This is a genomic window from Cupriavidus taiwanensis, from assembly GCF_900250115.1.
Taxonomy (GTDB): Bacteria; Pseudomonadota; Gammaproteobacteria; order Burkholderiales; family Burkholderiaceae; genus Cupriavidus; species Cupriavidus taiwanensis_B.
On the sequence record NZ_LT984803.1, the window covers coordinates 572,685 to 591,170 of the forward strand.

Sequence of the window (18,486 nt, forward strand, 5' to 3'; positions counted from 1 at the left end):
GGTCAGACTGGCTCCTCGCCCGTGCCGCCTTCTTCCGGATCGCCGAAGCGGCGCTTGCGCCAGCCCTTCACGCGCGCTGCCACGCGGTCGAAGGCCAGGTAGATCACCGGCGTGGTGAACAGCGTCAGCACCTGGCTGAGCAGCAGGCCGCCGACCATGGTCACGCCCAGCGGCCGGCGCAGTTCGCTGCCGATGCCGGAGCCCAGCATCAGCGGCAGCGCCGCCAGCAGCGCGGCCATGGTCGTCATCAGGATCGGGCGGAAGCGCAGCAGGCAGGCCTGGAAGATCGCGTCGCGCGGCGTCATGCCGCCTTCGCGCTCGGCCTCGAGCGCGAAGTCGATCATCATGATCGCGTTCTTCTTGACGATGCCGATCAGCAGGATGATGCCGATGATGGCGATGATGCCCAGGTCCATTCGCGCCACCAGCAGCGCCAGCAGCGCGCCCACGCCGGCCGACGGCAGCGTCGACAGGATCGTGACCGGGTGGATGGTGCTTTCATACAGCACCCCGAGCACGATATACATGGTCACCACCGCGGCCAGGATCAGCCACAGCGTGTTCGACAGCGACGCGCGGAACGCCAGCGCCGCGCCCTGGAAGCTGGTCTGCATCGAGATCGGCAGCCCCAGCTCCTGCTCGACCCGGGTGATCTTGTCGACCGCCGCGCCGAGCGATTCGCCCGGCGCCAGGTTGAACGAGATCGTCGCCGCCGGGAACTGCCCCTGGTGGTTGATCACCAGCGGCCCGGTGCGCTCGGTGATGCGCGCGAACGCGCCCAGCGGCACCTGCCCGCCGGTCGAGGACGGCAGGCGCAGGTCGGCCAGCGCTTGCGGGCTGGTGCGGAATTCCGGCATGGTCTCGAGCACCACGCGGTACTGGCTCGACTGCGTGAAGATGGTCGACACCAGCCGCTGGCCGAAGGCGCTGTACAGCGCGCTGTCGATCACCGCGGTGGTGATGCCGAAACGCGCCGCGGCGTCGCGGTCGATATCGACATAGGCGCGCAGGCCGTTGTTCTGCTGGTCGCTGGTGACGTCGCGCAGTTCCGGCTCCTGGCGCAGGCGCTCGACCAGCTTCGGCACCCATGTTGCGAGCGTCGCGGGATCGGGGTCTTCCACGGTGAACTGGTACTGCGTGCGCGAGACCTTGTCTTCGATGGTCAGGTCCTGCACCGGCTGCGTGAACAGCGACACCCCGCCCAGGCCCTGCACCGACCGCTGCAGGCGCTGCGTGACCACGTCGATCGGGTCGCGCTCGCCCTTGGGCTTGAGGTTGATCAGCATGCGCCCGGCGTTGAGCGTGGTGTTGCTGCCGTCCACGCCGATAAACGACGACAGGCTCGCCACCGCGGGGTCCTGCATCACCACCTTGGCCACCGCCTCCTGCTTGCGCGCCATGGCGCTGAACGAGGTGGTCTGCGCGGCCTCGGTGATGCCCTGGATCACGCCGGTGTCCTGCACCGGGAAGAAGCCCTTGGGCACCAGCAGGTACAGCAGCACGGTCAGCGCCAGCGTGGCCACCGCCACCACCAGCGTGGCCTTCTGGCGATCGAGCACCCACTCCAGGCCGCGGCCGTAGCGCTCGATCACGTGGTCGAAGAAGCGGCCGGTGGCGCGGTGGAAGCGCGACAGCTTTTCCTCCGGCACATGGTGCAGCAGGCGCGCGCACATCATCGGCGTGAGCGTCAGCGACACCACCGCCGAGATCAGGATCGACACCGCCAGCGTGATCGCGAACTCGCGGAACAGGCGCCCGACCACGTCGCCCATGAACAGCAGCGGGATCAGCACCGCCACCAGCGAAAACGTCAGCGAAATGATGGTGAAGCCGATCTGCCTGGAACCCTTCAGCGCCGCCTGCATCGGCGAATCGCCCTTCTCGATGTAGCGCATGATGTTCTCGATCATCACGATCGCATCGTCGACCACGAAGCCGGTGGCAATGGTCAGCGCCATCAGCGTCAGGTTGTTGATCGAGAACCCGGCCAGGTACATCACGCCGAACGTGCCCACCAGCGACAGCGGCACCGCCACGCCCGGGATGATGGTGGCGGGGATATTGCGCAGGAACAGGAAGATCACCAGCACCACCAGCGCGATCGCCAGCAGCAGCTCGAACTGCACGTCCTCGACCGAGGCGCGGATGGTGGTGGTGCGGTCGGTCAGCAGCTGCACGTGCACCGATGCCGGCAGCGCGTGCTGCAGCTGCGGCAGCAGCGCCTTGATGCGGTCGACCACCTCGATCACGTTGGCGCCGGGCTGGCGCTGGATGTTCAGCACGATCGCGGGCTGGTCGTTGGCCCATGCGGCCAGGCGGCTGTTCTCGGCGCCGTCGACGATTTCGGCGACGTCGGTGATGCGGATCGGCGCGCCATTCTTGTAGCCCAGGATGATCTGGCGGTATTCGTCGGCGGAGCGCAGCTGGTCGTTGGCGTCGATGGTCGAGGCGCGCTGCGGGCCGTCGAAGCTGCCCTTGGCGCCGTTGACGTTGGACGCGCCGATGGCGGTGCGCAGGTCGTCGATCGACATGCCCAGCGACGCCAGCGCGGCCGGGTTGGCCTGGATCCGCACCGCCGGGCGCTGGCCGCCGCTGATGGTGACCAGGCCCACGCCCTGGATCTGCGAGATCTTCTGCGCCACGCGCGTGTCGACCATGTCCTGCAGCTTGGGCAGCGGCATGGTGTCCGACGTCATGGCGATGGTCATGATCGGCGCGTCGGCCGGGTTGACCTTGCTGTAGACCGGAGGCATCGGCAGGTCGGACGGCAGCAGGTTGCTGCCGGCGTTGATGGCGGCCTGCACCTCCTGCTCGGCGACGTCGAGCGGCAGCGTCAGCTCGAACTGCAGCGTGATCACCGAGGCGCCGCCCGACGAGGACGACGACATCTGCTTCAGGCCCGGCATCTGGCCGAACTGGCGCTCCAGCGGCGCGGTCACCGACGAAGTCATTACGTCGGGGCTGGCGCCGGGGTAGAGCGTGGTGACCTGGATGGTGGGGTAGTCGACCTCGGGCAGCGCCGACAGCGGCAATAGCCGGTAGGCCACCAGCCCGGACAGCAGGATGGCCAGCATCAGCAGCGCCGTCGCCACCGGGCGCTCGATGAAGAGGCGGGACGGGTTCATGCGGCGTCCTTACTGCTGCGGCGCGCGCGCGGCCGGCGCGCTGGCGCCGGCGCCGCCGTCACGGTGGCGGCGGCGTTCGCCTTGCGCTGCCGAAGCGCCTGCCGCGCCGGTATCGGCCTGCGCGCCGCTGGCGCCGTCGCGATGGCGCCGCCCGCGTGCGCGCGGCTGGCTGGCCGGCACCACCGCGGCGGCGCGCGCCGCCGGGTCGACGGTCTCGACCGTCATGCCCTCCTTGAGCCGGTCGGCGCCGTCGACCACCACGCGCTGACCCGGCTCCAGGCCCTTGAGCACCGCGGTGCGGCTGCCGTCGCCGGGGCCCAGCTCGACCACCTGCACCTTGACCTTGCTGGCTTGGTCGACGGTATAGACGAAGGTGCCCTGCTGGCCGCGCTGGACCGCCGCCACCGGGATCACGGTGGCGTCCCGGAGCGTGTCGACGCGCGTGCGCACGTTGACGAACTGATTGGGGAACAGCATGCCGTCGGCATTGGGGAACACCGCCTTGAGCTTGACCGTGCCGGTGGTGGTGTCGATCTGGTTGTCGGTGGTCAGCAGCGTGCCTTCGCCGAGCTGGTTGCGCACCTGGCGGTCCCAGGCCTGCACCGGCAGCTTTTCGCCGGCGTTGAGCTTTTTCAGCACCGAGGGCAGGTTGTCCTCGGGGATGGTGTACATCACCGCGATCGGCTGGATCTGCGTGATCAGCGCGATGCCGTTGGTGTCGCTGGTGTTGACGATATTGCCGGGATCGACCTGGCGCAGCCCGATGCGGCCCGACACCGGCGCCACGATCCTGGTATAGCCGAGTTGCAGGCGCGCGTTGGCGACGTTGCCCTGGTCGGTCTTGACCACGCCTTCGTACTGGCGCACCAGCGCGTCCTGGGTATCCACCTGCTGCTTGGAGATCGAATCCTGTCCCAGCAGGGTGCGGTAGCGCTGCTGGTCCAGGCGCGCGTTCTGCAGCAGCGCCTGGTCGCGCGCCAGCTGGCCCACCGCCTGGTCGAGCGCGGCCTGGAACGGGCGCGGGTCGATCTCGGCCAGCACGTCGCCGGCCTTGACCATCTGGCCTTCCTTGAACAGCACCTTGAGCAGCGGCCCCGAAACCTGCGCGCGCACGGTCACGTTCGAGACCGGGGTCACGTTGCCGAGCCCGTTCAGGACCACGTCCATGTCGCGCTGGGCCACGGTGGCGACCACCACCGGTGAGCGCGGCATGCCGGCACGGCCGCCGGGAGCACCGGGAGCACCGGGAGCACCGGGAGCACCGGGAGCACCGGGAGCACCGGGAGCACCGGGCCCGCTGACAGCGCCGGGACCCGCCGCGGTGCCTTTGGCAGCGTCGCCGCGGTGCGCATGCCAGTACCAGCCGCCCCCGGCGAGCAACAGCACCAGCAGCCCGGCATAGAGCCGGCGCCGGTTCCTGCGCGGCGGGGTGCCGGACGGCCGCGGCGGGCGCGAAGACGGGGAGGGGGAGGGGTTAGGTTGGCCTTGGTCGGGGTTGGACATGTCCGCAATCCTGGGAACGGTGCGTGCGGCGCACCGTCGTGTTCTGCTGGCAAGTGACGATGCCGCAGTATGCCGCATCGCCATCGGCGCCGGCCGGCCTGGCGGGGCAGCGCGCAAGCGCCGCCGGCGTGCCGGCGCGTGCCGTGCGGCGCGCACGGGGCGGCGCTGACGGCAAGTCATGCGGCAAGGATAATGTGCTGGCGCGGACGCCCGTATTTCGGCGCCCGGCACTTTTATTACAGAGGATTACCAGCGGCCCGGGTGTAACCTCCGGAAACAATACCGCCCGGCCGATCCGGCGTGTGCGCCGCCCGGGCTGACTATCATGTGCCTATGCGAACGAACCAGCCTACCCAGATCCTCGTCGTCGACGACGATCCCGAACTGCGCGACCTGCTGCGCGAGTACCTGACCCAGCAGGGCTTCGCGGTCTCGGTGATGCATGACGGCGACGGCCTGCAGGCGCGCCTGGAGCGCGAGCGGCCGGCGCTGATCGTGCTGGACCTGATGATGCCCAAGGTCGACGGCCTGACCGCGCTGCGCAACCTGCGCGCCCGTAACGACGATATCCCGGTGATCCTGCTCACCGCCCGCAGCGACGAGATCGACCGCATCGTCGGCCTCGAGATCGGCGCCGACGACTATCTCGGCAAGCCGTTTTCGCCGCGCGAGCTGCTGGCGCGCATCAACGCCGTGCTGCGCCGCAAGCTGGCGCGCCCGGCGGCGGCGCCCGAGGACCGCGAGTCGGTCGCCTTCGGCCCGTTCCGCGTCAACTTCCGCCAGCGCACGCTGACGCGTGCCGGCCAGGCGCTGTCGATCAGCGATACCGAGTTCGCGCTGCTCAAGCTGCTGCTGATGCATCCGCTCGAAGTGCTGTCGCGCGAGCGCATCGTCGAGCTGATGTACGGCAGCGCCAGCGGCATCAGCGACCGCGGCATCGACGTGCAGATCTGGCGCCTGCGCCGGCTGCTGGACGAGGACGCGCAGCGCCCGCGCTATATCCAGACCGTGCGCGGGCGCGGCTACACCTTCGTGCCCGACGAAGCGGAAGAGATTCCCGCGGGCCTTCCCGAATAAACCGGCGCCATCAGGACCTGCCTGCCGATGAAGTTGCGACGTATCGATACCCTGTTCGGCCGCATTGCGCTGCTGATCGCCGCGGTGCTGGTGATCAGCCATTTCTCGTGGCTGGCCATCCTGCGCATGGACCGGCGCCAGCAGCAGGTCGACTATTCGGTGGAGCAGATGCTGTTCCAGCTCGACAGCATCGAGCGCGCGCTCGATGCGCGGCCGCCGGCGAAGCTCCCCAGCCTGGTGGAAACCGCCAACACCGCCGATGCCGACGAGCACGCCACCGCGCCCAAGGGCGGCCGTTCGCGCCGGCTGGTGGAGCAGTTCATCAGCCGCCTGCCGCAAGGCACCGAGATCCGGCTGGAGGACGAGACCACGCCGCGCATCTGGATCAAGCTGCCGAGCCGCGCCGACTGGATCGCGATGCCGATCCTGTGGGTGCACAACCCGCCGCCGGACAACCGGCTGGTGCCGGGGGTGATGCTGGTGGTGGGCGTGGCGATCGTGTTTGCCGTGCTGATCGCGTGGCAGATCCAGCGGCCGGTGCGCGACATGGCCAACGCGGCCGCGCTGCTGTCGCGCCAGCACGCGGTGCCGCCGCTGCGCGAGCGCGGCCCGCACGAGCTGCGCCAGCTGATCGAGCGCTTCAACCGCATGGTGGCCGACCTCGCGCGCATCGACCAGGAACGCAACACCATGCTGGCCGGCATCGCCCACGACCTGAAAACGCCGCTGGCGCGGCTGCGCCTGCGCGCCGAGATGCTGGCCGATCCCAAGGCCGCCGCGGGGGTCACGCGCGATGTCGAATCGATGGCGGCCATCGTCGAGCAGTTCCTGAGCTTCGCGCAGACCAGCGAGTCCACCGCGCGGCCGGTGCCGGTGGACCGGCGCGTCAACGAGCTGGCCGCCTCGCTGGCCGAGCAGGAGCGCCAGGTGGTGCTGTCGCTGGGCGCGGGCGAGGGCTTCCGCATGATCGCCACGCAGCTGGACCGCATCGTCGGCAACCTGGTCGACAACGCCTACGCCTATGGCAAGCCGCCGGTCTGCATCGCCACCGCGCGCACGCCCGACGGCTACATGCTGGTGGTGGAAGACCAGGGCGACGGCATTCCCGACCATGACAAGGAGCGCGCCACGCTGCCGTTCGTGCGGCTCGACCCCGCGCGCGGCGGCAATGCGCATTCCGGGCTGGGGCTGGCGATCGTCGACCGGCTGGTGCGGCAGGCGGGCGGGAAGCTCAACCTGATGAATGCCGAGGGCGGCGGGTTGAGGGTGGAGATGGTGTTTGGGGCGGCTACCGTGTGATGACCGCTGGGGTACTCCCTCTCCCGCTTGCGGGAGAGGGTTGGGGAGAGGGCGGGAGCTTCAACGAAGTACAGGCCGTCGCAATTGCCAGCGCCTGCGCTCTCCTCCGGCCCCTCTCACGCAAGCGGGAGAGGGGAGCAAACCGGCCGCATGCTGAGGCTCGCAGCCGTGTGTGGCAAGACCTTCAAACCTTCTTCTTCTCCCCGATCCGGCTTTCCTTCCCCGCCAGCAGCTTGGCGATATTCTGCCGGTGCCGCGCGATCAGCAGCACGCTGATGACGAAGATCGCGCCGGCCATCACGTCGACGCCGTTCATCAGCACATGGAAGAACGGCGCGAAGATTGCCGCCACCAGCGCCGCCAGCGACGAGTAGCGGAAGAAGAACGCGATGATCAGCCAGGTGGCCAGCGTGCCCAGGCCCAGGATCGGGTTGATCGCCAGCAGGATGCCGGCCGCGGTAGCCACGCCCTTGCCGCCGGCGAAGCGGTGGAACACCGGGAACAGGTGGCCGAGGAACACCGCCAGCGCCACCATGGCCAGGCCGGTGTCGGTGAGGCCGTGCGCCGGGCCGAAGCGCGCCGCCAGCCACACCGCCAGCCAGCCCTTCAGGGCATCGCCGATCAGCGTCAGGATCGCCGCCTTCTTGTTGCCGGTGCGCAGCACGTTGGTGGCACCGGGGTTGCCCGAGCCGTAGGAATGCGGGTCCGGCAGCCCCATCAGCTTGCTGACGACCACAGCGAAGGAAACGGAGCCGATCAGGTAGGCGGCAAGGGCAAAAAGCAGATTGGCCATGTGCAGTGGGATGTTTTCAGGCTGGCGCGATTGTAGCGCGGCAGGGGCCCCGCCACGACCGTGACTTCCCCGATTGGCATGGAGGCTGCCCTCGAGCTGCCGCCCGGCAGGCTCAGTCGGGCAGCGCGCACTGCACCGGCTGGGCGTCGAGCAGCGCGGGCAGCAGCTTCGGGTCGAGGCTGACCAGGTAGCCGCGGCGCCCGCCGTTGATGTAGATGCGCGCCAGCTGCAGCACGGTCGCTTCCACGTACACCGGCATGCGCTTCTTCGTGCCGAACGGCGAGGTGCCGCCCACCACGTAGCCGCTATGCCGCTGCGCCACCTCGGGCTTGCACGGCTGCACGCTCTTGCGCCCGGTCTGGCGCGCCAGGTTCTTGGTCGAGACCGAGCAGTCGCCGTGCATCAGCACCACCAGCGGCTGCGCGCGCTCGTCTTCCATGATCAGGGTCTTGATCACGTCGTGCTCGGGCACGCCCAGCTGGCGCGCCGATTCGCCGGTGCCGCCATGCTCGACATAGTCATAGGGGTGCTCGCCGAAGGCCACGCCGTGCTTGCGCAGCGCTTGCGTGGCGGGGGTTTCCGAAACGTGCCTGGATTTGCTCATGACAGTGGCCGCCTTGGGCGTTCAGCCGCGCGGATGGTGCTGCTGGTGCAGCTCGCGCAGGCGTTCGCGCGCGACGTGGGTATAGATCTGGGTGGTGGAGATGTCGGCATGCCCCAGCAGCAGCTGCACCACGCGCAGGTCGGCGCCGTGGTTGAGCAGGTGCGTGGCGAAGGCATGGCGCAGCGTGTGCGGCGACAGCGGGGCATGCACGCCGGCATCGCGCGCATGGCGCTTGATCAGGTGCCAGAACGCCTGCCGCGTCATGCCTTCGCCGCGCTGCGTGACGAACAGCGCGTCGCAGGCACGCCCGGCCAGCAGCGCCGGGCGCGCGCTGGCCAGGTAGCGCCGCAGCCAGTCGCCGGCCTGCTGGCCGAACGGCACCAGCCGCTCCTTGTCGCCCTTGCCGCCGACCACGCGCGCGACGCCCTCGTTCAGCCCGATCTCGACGGTCTTCATCTGGGTCAGCTCCGATACGCGCAGCCCGCTGGCGTACATCAGCTCGAGCATGGTGCGGTCGCGCAGGCCCAGCGGGGTGTCGGTGTCGGGCGCTTCCAGCAGCGCCTCGACCTGGGCCTCGGTCAGGGTCTTGGGGTAACGCGGCGGCTGCTTGGCGGGGCGCAGCAGCAGGCAGGGGTCGGCCTGCACCAGGTGCTCGCGCAGCGCCCACTGGTAGAAGCGGCGGAACACCGCCAGGCGCCGGTTGGCCGACGACGCGCGGGTCTGCGTATGGCGCGCGCTGAAGTAGGCCGACAGCGCGCCGTCGTCGGCGCCGAGCAGCTCGCCGCGCTGCTCCTGCTGCAGCCAGCGCGCCAGCAGCGTCAGGTCGCGCCGGTAGGCGTCGATGGTGTTGCGCGAGAGCCCGTCTTCGAGCCACAGCGCATCGCAGAAGCGGCTGACCAGGGCCACGTCGGCGGCGCTGGCGGCCGCGCTGAGCTCGGCCGCCGCCGAGGCGCCGCTCATATCAGCATGGCGCCCTCGTGGCGCAGCAGCCAGCGCTTGACGTCGAGGTAGAAGCCGTCTTCGGCATGGTGCGAGAACCCGCCGATGCCCCTTGCCGAGACCACGCGATGGCATGGCACCAGGATCGGGAACGGGTTCTGCCCGCAGGCCTGGCCGACCGCGCGCGGCATCGCGCCGATGGCTTCGGCGATGGTGCCGTAGGTGGTGGTGGCGCCGCGCGGCACGGCGCAGATGGCCTGCCACACGCGCTGCTGGAAATCGCTGCCGGCGGGGGCCAGCGGCACGTCGAAGGCGCTGTCGGGATCGTCGTAATAGGCCGCCAGCTGCGCCGCGAGCCGCTGCGTCAGCGCATTGGCCGGCGCCTGCGCCTCGACGTGCCCGGGAAGGTACACGATGGCCCGGATGCGCGCGCCGTCCGTGCGCACGCCGATCTTGCCGAACGGGGCGGGAAGGATGGCGTCGTAGGTGGCGGGCATGGCGGTCAGGCTGGGGCGAATGCTGGATTTTAGTGCTTTTTGGCGGGGGCAGAAAAAAGGCCGCCTTGCGGCGGCCCTCTGGCGGTTGGCGTGACACCGGCCGGATTACTGCTCCAGCTTGATGTTCTGCACCTTGACCAGGTTCTTCATCTTGTCGAATTCCTTCTTGATCTCGGCCGCGTGCTGCGCCGGCGTGTTGCCCGACGGCTCGGCGCCGGCGGTGCGCAGGCGCTGCTGGAAGTCCTTGTCCTGCAGGGCCTTGACCGCGGCTTCGTTGAGCTTCTTGATGACCTCGTCAGGCGTGCCGGCGGGCGCCACCAGGCCGTACCAGGCCGGATCGTTCGGCTCCTTCAGGCCCATTTCGCCGAAGGTCGGCACATTGGGCAGCGACTCCAGGCGCTTGTTCCAGGCGACCACGATCGGACGCAGCTTGTTGGCCTTGATGTAGGGCATCGACGACGGCAGGTTGTCAACCATGATCGGCACCTGGCCGGCCAGCACGTCGTTCAGCGCCGGGCCCGCGCCGCGGTACGGGATATGGACCATGAAGGTCTTGGTCGAGACCTTGAACTGCTCGCCCAGCATGTGGCCGAAGCCGCAGGTGCCCGACGACGCGTACGAATACTTGCCCGGGTTGGCCTTCAGCACGGCCAGGAACTCCTTGTAGTCCTTGGCCGGGAAGTTGGGGTTCACCGCGATCACGTTGGCCACGTTGGCCAGGTTGGTGATGGGCTTGAAGTCCTTGATCGGGTCGTACGACAGCTTGGGGTTGCAGGCCGGGTTCACGGCCATGGTCGAGACCGTCGAGATGCCGATGGTGTAGCCGTCCGGCGCGGCCTTGGCGATGGCATCGGCGCCGATCGAACCGCCCCCGCCGGCGCGGTTTTCCACCACCACCGGCTGGCCCAGGATGCGGCTCATCTGGTCCGCCGCGCCACGGCCGACGATGTCGGTGGTGCCGCCGGGTGCGAACGGAATAATCAGGCGGATCGGCTTGGTGGGGTAGCTCTGGGCCTGCGCCGCGGTGGCGGCGGCCGCCAGGGCCAGGGTCAGTGCGAGTTTGCCAGCTTGCATGAGATCATGTCTCCCGTCAGAAATCCGGGCAGGGTGCCGCCCGGAAGCAAAAAAACCGTCGCAGTGCCACAGGTCGGGCGGTGCGCCGGCAGCGTAATCCTGGTCAGCCGCCCAGCAGGCCGCGCTTGACCCCGGCGTCGACCGGGCGTTCGCCCAGGAACACCCGCAGCAGGGCCTGGTAAAAGTCTTCGCCGGGAATCGGCCGGCCGCGCGGCGTGCCGTTGATGGCCACGACCGTCCCCGTTTGCGGGGAAAAATCCAGGTTGATGACGTCGCCCTTGTGCGCGGTGCCGATCTCGCCCAGGGTGCGCTCGAACTGTACCAGCCGCGCCGCCAGCCCCTGCATCTGCGCCTCGCTGTGGTTGTCGCGCATGCCCTGGCGGATCGCGCGCACCACCGCCGGCGGCTCGGTCTCGCGCAGGATGCGTAACTGTAGCCGCTTGGCGCCGGGCGTGCCCAGTACCACGGCCGCGTTGCGGGCCTTTTCCTCCAGGTACAGCGCGGCCACGTAGCCCGTGGTCAGGAAGCCGGTGCGCAGCGCCGCGCCATTGAGCTGCAGTTCCTTGCCGCCCACGCGCGCCGCGTCGTCGAAGCGCACGCCGGCGATCTCGACCGCGCGTGCCGGCCCCGGCACGGCATGCGCCGCGGTCACGGCGCCGAGCGCCGCCAGCACGACGGCCAGGCGCAGGCGGCGGCCCGGCCGGAAGCCGGTGCGGAAGCGGGGGCGGAGGAGAGTGTCCACGCGCAGGCGCGCGCAACGGATGCGGGACAACATGGCGGCAGGCGTACAACTAGGCATGCCATGCTGCCCGAAATCTGGAAAAATACCTATCCGTATCTGCCCTAGTCTGCACATTCCGGCTTTCTTGCCGTTATCTCTCCCCACCGCAGTTTCTGGGCGACGGCTGCCCGGGCAGTTGCAGCGCCGTGCCACTGCCACCACCACGACAACCATAGATGTCTTCCGCCCTCCTGCTGGTCCCGGACTTCAGCCTGATCCTGATCGGCTGGCTGCTGGTGCGCTATTCCCCCTTCGACCGCGCCTTCTGGGGCGGGGTGGAGCGGCTGGTCTACTTCGTCCTGTTTCCGGCGCTGCTGCTGCAGTCGACCAATACCGCGGCGCTCGACTTCTCGTCGACCTCGGCCATGCTGGGGCTGGCGCTGCTGGTGCTGGCCACCGGCCTGGCCGGCGGCTACGCGGTCAAATGGGTGCTGCGCCCGGACCCGGTCAGCTTTGCCTCGGGGCTGCAGACCGCGTTCCGCTTCAATTCCTATATCGGGCTGGCGCTGGCCTCGCGGCTGGGCGGCTCCGAAGGGCTGGCGCTGATGGCGGTGATCGTCGGCTGCACCGTGCCGCTGTGCAACGTGGCGGCGGTGTGGGCGCTGGCCCGGCATGGCCAGTCCGCGCTGTGGAAGGAACTGGCGCGCAACCCGCTGATCCTGGCCACCGCCGGCGGCCTGGCGACCAACCTGATGGGGCTGCACGCGCCCGAGGTGCTGGGCATGACGCTGAACCGGCTGGGCTCGGCGTCGACCGCGCTGGGCCTGATGACGGTGGGCGCCGGGCTGCAGGTGAGCGGCGCCAGCGGCACCGCCGGGCCGGTGGCGTGGTGGACCGGGGTCAAGCTGCTGGCGATGCCGTGCGTGGCATGGCTGGTGGGGCGGCACCTGCCGCTGACCGCGCTGCAGTACCAGATCGTGGTGCTGTACGCCTCGCTGCCGACCGCCTCGAGCGCCTACATCCTGGCCGTGCGCATGGGCGGCAACGGGCCGATGGTGGCGGCGACGATCTCGCTGATGACGGTGGCGGCGATCGTCACCACGCCGCTGTGGCTGGCGCTGGTGAGCTGATCCGAGCGGGACGCCGGGGCTCAGTCGGCCCCGGCCCGTTGCGCCGGCGGGCCGCCCTGGGCCAGGGCCCAGTCGATATGTTCCTGCACCATGGGCGTGGCGGTCTCGCGCCGCGCCAGCAACGCGGCGCGGATGCGCGCGGCCAGCGCCGCATCCTCGGCGCGCGTGCCGGACAGTGCCGCGCGCAGGCTGTTGCCCAGCCCCACCGCCAGGTTGCGCAGCCAGCGCTCATGGCCGATGCGGCGGATCGGGCTGCCTTCGAGGCGCTGGTTGAATTCCGCTTCGGTCCAAGCGAACAGCGCCACCATGTCGGGCGCGTCCAGGCCATTGCGCACGTCGAAGTCCGGCACCGTGGCCACGTGCGCGAACTTGTTCCAGGGGCACGCCAGCTGGCAGTCGTCGCAGCCGTAGACGCGGTTGCCCATGGGCGCGCGGAACTCCACCGGGATCGCGCCCTTGTGCTCGATGGTGAGATAGGAAATGCAGCGGCGCGCGTCGAGCCGGTAGGGCGCGACGATGGCGCGCGTGGGGCAGATGTCGAGGCAGCGGTGGCAGCTGCCGCAATGGCCGGCCTCGGGCGGATCGGCCGGCAGCGGGATGTCGACCAGGATCTCGCCGAGGAAGAACATCGAGCCGCCGTCGCGGTCCAGCAGCAGCGTATGCTTGCCGCGCCAGCCGAGTCCGCCCTGGCTGGCCAGCGCCACTTCCATCACCGGGGCCGAATCGGTGAAGACGCGGTAGCCGAACTTGCCGATCTCGGCCTCGATGCGGCTGGCCAGTTGCTGCAGCCGGCTGCGCAGCACCTTGTGGTAGTCGCGCCCGCGTGCGTACAACGACACCACCGCGGTGGCCGGATCGTCCAGCCGCGCCAGCTCGTGGCGGCGCCAGTCGGCGGCAGCGGCGTGCGCGCCGGCGACCGGGACATAGGGCATGCGCGCCACGATCGCGCGCACCGTGCCGGGCACCAGTTCGGCCGGACGGGCGCGCCGCAGGCCGTGGTTGGCCATATAATCCATGTCGCCGTGGTAGCCCTGCGCCAGCCAGGCCAGCAGTCCCGGCTCGGCGTGCGCGAGGTCGACATCGGCGATGCGCACCGAGGCAAAGCCCAGCGCGGCGCCCCATGCGCGGATCGACGCGGCCAGCGCCGCAAGCTCCCCCGGGCCCGCGGCCGCATGGCCGCTGGGGTCTGGTACTGGTACTGGTGTGGGCGGCGCATCCGCCGGCCCGGGGGCGACTCGGTCGATCATTCCTGAATTGTACGCAATGCCCTTGCTTGAAGAACGCACCCTGACGCTGCCCGACGAAGCCGCCACCGCGCGCCTGGGCGCCGCGCTGGCCGCCGCCGTGCAGGCCATGCCGCCGCGCACGGTGCATGTGCAGCTGTCCGGCGACCTGGGCGCCGGCAAGACCACGCTGTCGCGCGCCGTGCTGCGCGCGCTGGGCCATGCGGGCAAGGTCCGCAGCCCCACCTATACGCTGTGCGAGCCCTATGATGTCGCGCGCGCCGATGGTTCGCCGCTGACGGTCTACCACTTCGACCTGTACCGCTTTGCCGATCCCGAAGAGTGGCTCGACGCGGGCTTTCGCGACTGCTTCGCCGAACCGGCCTTCAACCTGGTCGAGTGGCCGGAAAAGGCCGGACGCCTGCTGGGGGAACCGGACCTGCACATGTTGCTCCAATCGGACATGGCCGGCGCCGATGACGCCGGCGAGCGGCGGAGCGCGACCTTGCGCGCCTATACTCCCACTGGACTTACCTTGCTGAACGCATGCTGATCAAGCGACTTGCCACCGACCGCCCCGATGGACCCGACGGCCTGCTGCAGGCGCGCCGCAAATGGATGGCGCAGGCACTGAAGCTGGGCGCCGGCACCGCCGTGCTGACGCTGGCCGGTCCGCAGATCGCGTTCGGCGCCGGCATCGTCGCGGTGCGCGTGTGGCCGGCCGAGGACTACACCCGCGTCACCATCGAATCCGATGCACCGCTGGCCGCGGTGCACCAGATGATCCGTGACCCCGACCGGCTGGTGGTCGACATCGACGGCCTCGACCTGTCGCCCACGCTGCGCGAACTGGTGGCCAAGATCGCTCCGAACGACCCGTATATCCAGACCGTGCGCGTCGGCCAGAACCGCCCGCGCGTGGTCCGCATGGTGTTCGACCTGAAGGAAAACGTGGCGCCGCAGGTGTTCACGCTGGCGCCGATCGGCAGCTACCGCAACCGGCTGGTGTTCGACCTGTACCCGGTCAACCCGCCCGACCCGCTGTGGAAGCTGGTGCGCGACACCGAGGAAAAGCAGCGCCGCTTTGCCACCTCGGACCCGGCGCCGGGCGCGGAAGGCATCGCCGGCGCCCCGGCCGGCGCCGAGGAAGACGCCATCGGCGCGCTGGTGCGCCGCTTCGACGAGAAGGGCGAGATGCCGCCCACCACCGCGCCGCTGCCGCCACCGGTGGCCGCGGCCCGGCCGAAGCCCTCGGCACCGCCGGTGCCAACCCCCAACGCCCCCGTGGTGCCGCCGGTCGCGCGCGACAATCCCACCGCCGAGCGACCGTTCAAGATGCGGCGCCTGCTGACCGTGGCGATCGACCCCGGGCATGGCGGCGAAGACCCTGGCGCGATCGGCGCGGCCGGCTCGCGTGAAAAAGACGTGGTGCTGCAGATCGCGCACCGGCTGCGCGCCAAGATCGACGCGCAGCCCAATATGCGCGCGATGATGACGCGCGACGCCGACTTCTTCGTGCCGCTCAATGTGCGCGTGCAGAAGGCGCGCCGCGTGCAGGCCGACCTGTTCGTGTCGATCCACGCCGACGCCTTCCTGTCGCCCGAGGCGCGCGGCGCGTCGGTGTTCGCGCTGTCCGAGCGCGGCGCGTCCAGCACGGCGGCGCGCTGGCTGGCCAACAAGGAAAACGCCTCCGACCTGATCGGCGGCGCCAACATGGGCAACAAGGATGCGCAGGTGGCGCGCGTGCTGCTGGACCTGTCGACCACCGCGCAGATCAACGACAGCCTGCTGGTGGGCAAGGCCGTGCTGGGCGAGATCGGCGGCATCAACAAGCTGCACAAGGCGCACGTGGAACAGGCCGGGTTTGCGGTGCTGAAGGCGCCGGATATCCCGTCGATCCTGATCGAGACCGCCTTCATCAGCAATCCGGAGGAAGAGCGCAAGCTCAACGACAACGCCCACCAGGAGCAGCTGGCCAATGCCATCCTGAAGGGCATCCGCGCTTACTTTGCGCGCAATCCGCCGCTGTCGAAGAATCCGTCCGTGTGATCCGTTGCCAAGCGACGGGCAAAAAAAAGGTTCATCGAGGAATTCCGGGGAAGGCTGCGCGGATTTTGAGGAAGAAGTATTCCTCGTCGCGATAGCCGTACGCGCGGCGCTTGATGACCTTGATGGTGTTGTTGATGCCTTCGACCACGCTGGTGTTCAATGGGTGGCGGCAGCGGGCCAAGATGCCATGCCAGTAGCCTTGCAGGCGCTTCGCAAACAACTCCAGGGCAGGTATTCGGCTCTGCCGAGCCTGCTCGCACCATTGCTCCCAAGCTTTTTGCGCCCACGCCGGCGGCGGTAGAACCATAGCCGCTTTAGCTCGTCGCGCAACAGATAGACTGTCAGCAATGGCCGGTTCGCCTCCAGGACCATCCAGATGAACCGCCTGGGGACGCTCAAGTTCTCCCGATTCCGCAGCAGTAGCCAGCGTGTGGACTTGAGCACCGTCTGGCCGGCCGATCGTGCCGCAGCTGATTGGCCTGATCCACCCGTACTCGGTCGATGACCTCACGCCCGTACTTAGCTACCACGTGGAACAGGTCGAAGACCACCTCTGCTTGCGGGCAATGCGCCCGGATCTCCAACTCATACGCGGTCGTCATGTCGATGGCGACGGCCTCGATGCGCTGCGCAACGCCGGCGGGGAGCTGCTCAAAGAAGGCTCGGGCGGTCTCGCGTGAGCGCCCCTGTCCGATCCAGAGCACCTGCCGCCCAATGGGGTCGACTACCACCGTGGCATATCGATGCCCCTTGTGTAGCGCGAACTCATCCATGGCCAGGTAGCGGATATTGGACCAGTCCGGCTCGGCCACTGCCTCACGCAAGCGAGCCTTATCGATCGATTTAACTGTGTGCCAGCCCAGATCGTAGAAGGCCGCCACCGCCTGCACCGTACAGTGGCGCAACAAGTGGCCGCAAGCCTGGGCCAAGCGGGCCGTCACGCGTTGGTAGCGCCCAAGCCATTCCAGCCGCTCCAGCCTCGGACCGCCGCAACGGTCGCACCAAACGCGCCGGCGCGGCACGTGCAGTACGACCCGATACTCGAACAGCGGAAGGTCCCGGACTCGCCTGACCACTGTCTCATGCACCTGATGGCAGCGCGCGCCACACTCCTCGCAATGCATGACCTTGCTGACCGGCTTCAAGTACAACGACAGCGTACGGCTCTCTCCCTCCGGCCATTCCACGCGCTCCAGCCGGTAGCCCTTCCAGCAACCCAGTGCTTGCAGCGTCTTGCGATCCAGCACACATCCCCCTGATACCTGAAGAAACAGACATCAGCATACAAAATGTGCTCTTTCGGGCCACGGTTTTCTGCGAAGAACCAAAAAAAAACCGGGGCATGCCCCGGTTTTTTTATGGCGGCGCGCTTCAGGCGCGCGCCGTGGCCTGGTCCTCCAGCAAGGCATCGCGGTTGGCATAGCGCGATGCGATCACCGAGCAGACGATCAGCTGCAGCTGGTGATAGACCATCAGCGGCAGCACCAGCAAGCCCAGCGCCGGATGGCCGGCAAACAGGATCTTGGCCATCGGGATGCCGTTGGCCAGGCTCTTCTTCGAGCCGCAGAACACCGCGGTGATTTCGTCCTCGACGGAAAAACGCAGGCGGCGCGCGGTCAGCGTGGTGAAGCCCAGCACCACGAACAGCAGCACCGCGGCGATCCCCATCACGGCGCCGATGGTCTGCCACTGGTACTCATGCCACAGGCCTTCGGCGGTGGCGTCGCAAAACGAGGAGTAGACGATCAGCACGATCACGCCGCGGTCGATCTTGTTGGTGATGTGCTTCTTCCTGGCGAGCCAGCTGCCGATCAGCGGACGCAGCAGCTGGCCCAGCGCGAACGGCAGCAGCAGCTGCAGCGCCACGCCGGTCAGCGCCTTGCCCAGCGGCATCGAGGCGCCGCTGGCGCTGATCACCAGCCCCATCAGCAGTGGCGTCACCAGCATGCCGATCAGGCCCGAGATGGTGGCGTTGAAGATCGCGCCCGAGACATTGCCGCGCGCCATCGAGGTCATTGCCACCGACGACGACACCGTGGACGGCAGCGCGCACAGGAAGAACACGCCCAGCAGCAGGTCGGCCGGCAGCGTATTGCGCAGCGACAGCATCAGCAGCGCGCCCACCACCGGGAACACCACGTAGGTGAAGACCTGCACGAACACGTGCAGGCGCCAGTGCTTGGCGCCCGCCACCAGCTTGTCGCGCGACAGCGCCGCGCCGTGCAGGAAGAACACCAGCGCCACGCCCAGGCTGGTCACCACGCCGAGGTGCAGCGGGCCGTCGCCGGTGCCGAGCTCGGGCGCCGCCAGCGCGATGGCGATGGCGGTCAGCATGACGAGCACAAAGCCGTCGATCAGGTCATAGAGCTTCTTGAGATTGCGGACAATACGGGACATGACTGCGGGTGAAATCCTGCGGTGTTAGGGTTTTGCCTAGTATTGGACGCCACCC

Annotated in this window: 15 protein-coding genes and 1 pseudogene; 5 read left to right on the top strand and 11 right to left on the bottom strand. The window is 68.9% G+C overall.

The genetic code is table 11. The features are described from left to right. Positions 1 to 2 precede the first annotated feature (2 nt). Positions 3 to 3,125 (bottom strand): MdtB/MuxB family multidrug efflux RND transporter permease subunit, encoded by a 3,123-nt coding sequence (locus CBM2586_RS02740; protein WP_115686757.1) that lies wholly within the window; start codon positions 3,123 to 3,125, stop codon positions 3 to 5. 9 nt (positions 3,126 to 3,134) lie between these two features. Beyond that, the gene (locus CBM2586_RS02745) at positions 3,135 to 4,628 is read right to left on the bottom strand and encodes an MdtA/MuxA family multidrug efflux RND transporter periplasmic adaptor subunit (RefSeq protein WP_115686758.1); all 1,494 of its coding nucleotides are present in this window, start codon (positions 4,626 to 4,628) and stop codon (positions 3,135 to 3,137) included. A gap of 333 nt (positions 4,629 to 4,961) precedes the next feature. On the opposite strand from CBM2586_RS02745, the gene CBM2586_RS02750 reads away from it, so the two are divergent. Together CBM2586_RS02750 and CBM2586_RS02755 are read left to right on the top strand one after the other, a co-directional pair. Further along, positions 4,962 to 5,705 (top strand): response regulator, encoded by a 744-nt coding sequence (locus CBM2586_RS02750; protein WP_111518539.1) that lies wholly within the window; start codon positions 4,962 to 4,964, stop codon positions 5,703 to 5,705. A gap of 27 nt (positions 5,706 to 5,732) precedes the next feature. Beyond that, positions 5,733 to 7,004: an ATP-binding protein gene (locus tag CBM2586_RS02755; protein ID WP_115686759.1), complete on the top strand. Its 1,272-nt coding sequence runs from the start codon at positions 5,733 to 5,735 to the stop codon at positions 7,002 to 7,004. Between the two features lie 184 nt (positions 7,005 to 7,188). On the opposite strand, the gene plsY is transcribed toward CBM2586_RS02755, so the two are convergent. The 6 genes from plsY to CBM2586_RS02785 all read right to left on the bottom strand — a co-directional run bounded on the left by plsY (position 7,189) and on the right by CBM2586_RS02785 (position 11,710). Next, entirely contained in the window at positions 7,189 to 7,797 is a 609-nt protein-coding gene (plsY, locus tag CBM2586_RS02760; protein ID WP_115662936.1) for a glycerol-3-phosphate 1-O-acyltransferase PlsY, read from the bottom strand. Between the two features lie 112 nt (positions 7,798 to 7,909). Beyond that, entirely contained in the window at positions 7,910 to 8,401 is a 492-nt protein-coding gene (gene ybaK, locus CBM2586_RS02765) for a Cys-tRNA(Pro) deacylase (RefSeq protein ID WP_115686760.1), read from the bottom strand. A 21-nt stretch (positions 8,402 to 8,422) separates the two neighbouring features. After that, the gene (gene xerD / locus CBM2586_RS02770; RefSeq protein WP_115662934.1) at positions 8,423 to 9,361 is read right to left on the bottom strand and encodes a site-specific tyrosine recombinase XerD; all 939 of its coding nucleotides are present in this window, start codon (positions 9,359 to 9,361) and stop codon (positions 8,423 to 8,425) included. After that, complete coding sequence (locus tag CBM2586_RS02775; RefSeq protein ID WP_115662933.1) at positions 9,358 to 9,837, bottom strand: methylated-DNA--[protein]-cysteine S-methyltransferase; 480 nt, start codon at positions 9,835 to 9,837, stop codon at positions 9,358 to 9,360. Before CBM2586_RS02775 ends, xerD begins: the two co-directional genes overlap by 4 nt. A gap of 105 nt (positions 9,838 to 9,942) precedes the next feature. Beyond that, positions 9,943 to 10,911: a tripartite tricarboxylate transporter substrate binding protein BugE gene (locus tag CBM2586_RS02780; protein ID WP_115662932.1), complete on the bottom strand. Its 969-nt coding sequence runs from the start codon at positions 10,909 to 10,911 to the stop codon at positions 9,943 to 9,945. 103 nt (positions 10,912 to 11,014) lie between these two features. Beyond that, positions 11,015 to 11,710, bottom strand: a complete 696-nt coding sequence (locus CBM2586_RS02785) for a chalcone isomerase family protein (RefSeq protein ID WP_115662931.1) — start codon at positions 11,708 to 11,710, stop codon at positions 11,015 to 11,017. A 158-nt stretch (positions 11,711 to 11,868) separates the two neighbouring features. Between CBM2586_RS02785 and CBM2586_RS02790 the strand changes: the two genes are divergently transcribed. Continuing rightward, entirely contained in the window at positions 11,869 to 12,762 is an 894-nt protein-coding gene (locus tag CBM2586_RS02790; protein ID WP_115686761.1) for an AEC family transporter, read from the top strand. 20 nt (positions 12,763 to 12,782) lie between these two features. On the opposite strand, the gene queG is transcribed toward CBM2586_RS02790, so the two are convergent. After that, positions 12,783 to 14,009 carry a tRNA epoxyqueuosine(34) reductase QueG gene (gene queG / locus CBM2586_RS02795; protein WP_115686762.1) on the bottom strand — a complete coding sequence of 409 codons (1,227 nt, stop codon included), beginning with the start codon at positions 14,007 to 14,009 and terminating at the stop codon, positions 12,783 to 12,785. A gap of 16 nt (positions 14,010 to 14,025) precedes the next feature. On the opposite strand from queG, the gene tsaE reads away from it, so the two are divergent. Together tsaE and CBM2586_RS02805 are read left to right on the top strand one after the other, a co-directional pair. After that, positions 14,026 to 14,538, top strand: coding sequence for a tRNA (adenosine(37)-N6)-threonylcarbamoyltransferase complex ATPase subunit type 1 TsaE (tsaE, locus tag CBM2586_RS02800; protein ID WP_115662928.1), 513 nt, complete (start codon positions 14,026 to 14,028; stop codon positions 14,536 to 14,538). Continuing rightward, positions 14,532 to 16,034 carry an N-acetylmuramoyl-L-alanine amidase gene (locus CBM2586_RS02805; RefSeq protein WP_115662927.1) on the top strand — a complete coding sequence of 501 codons (1,503 nt, stop codon included), beginning with the start codon at positions 14,532 to 14,534 and terminating at the stop codon, positions 16,032 to 16,034. Before tsaE ends, CBM2586_RS02805 begins: the two co-directional genes overlap by 7 nt. Before the next feature lie 31 nt (positions 16,035 to 16,065). Here the strand turns inward: CBM2586_RS02805 and CBM2586_RS02810 are convergent. Together CBM2586_RS02810 and CBM2586_RS02815 are read right to left on the bottom strand one after the other, a co-directional pair. Beyond that, a pseudogene (locus CBM2586_RS02810) lies at positions 16,066 to 17,281 on the bottom strand (ISL3 family transposase). A gap of 124 nt (positions 17,282 to 17,405) precedes the next feature. Beyond that, positions 17,406 to 18,431 (bottom strand): bile acid:sodium symporter family protein, encoded by a 1,026-nt coding sequence (locus CBM2586_RS02815; protein WP_115662926.1) that lies wholly within the window; start codon positions 18,429 to 18,431, stop codon positions 17,406 to 17,408. Positions 18,432 to 18,486: the final 55 nt, after the last annotated feature.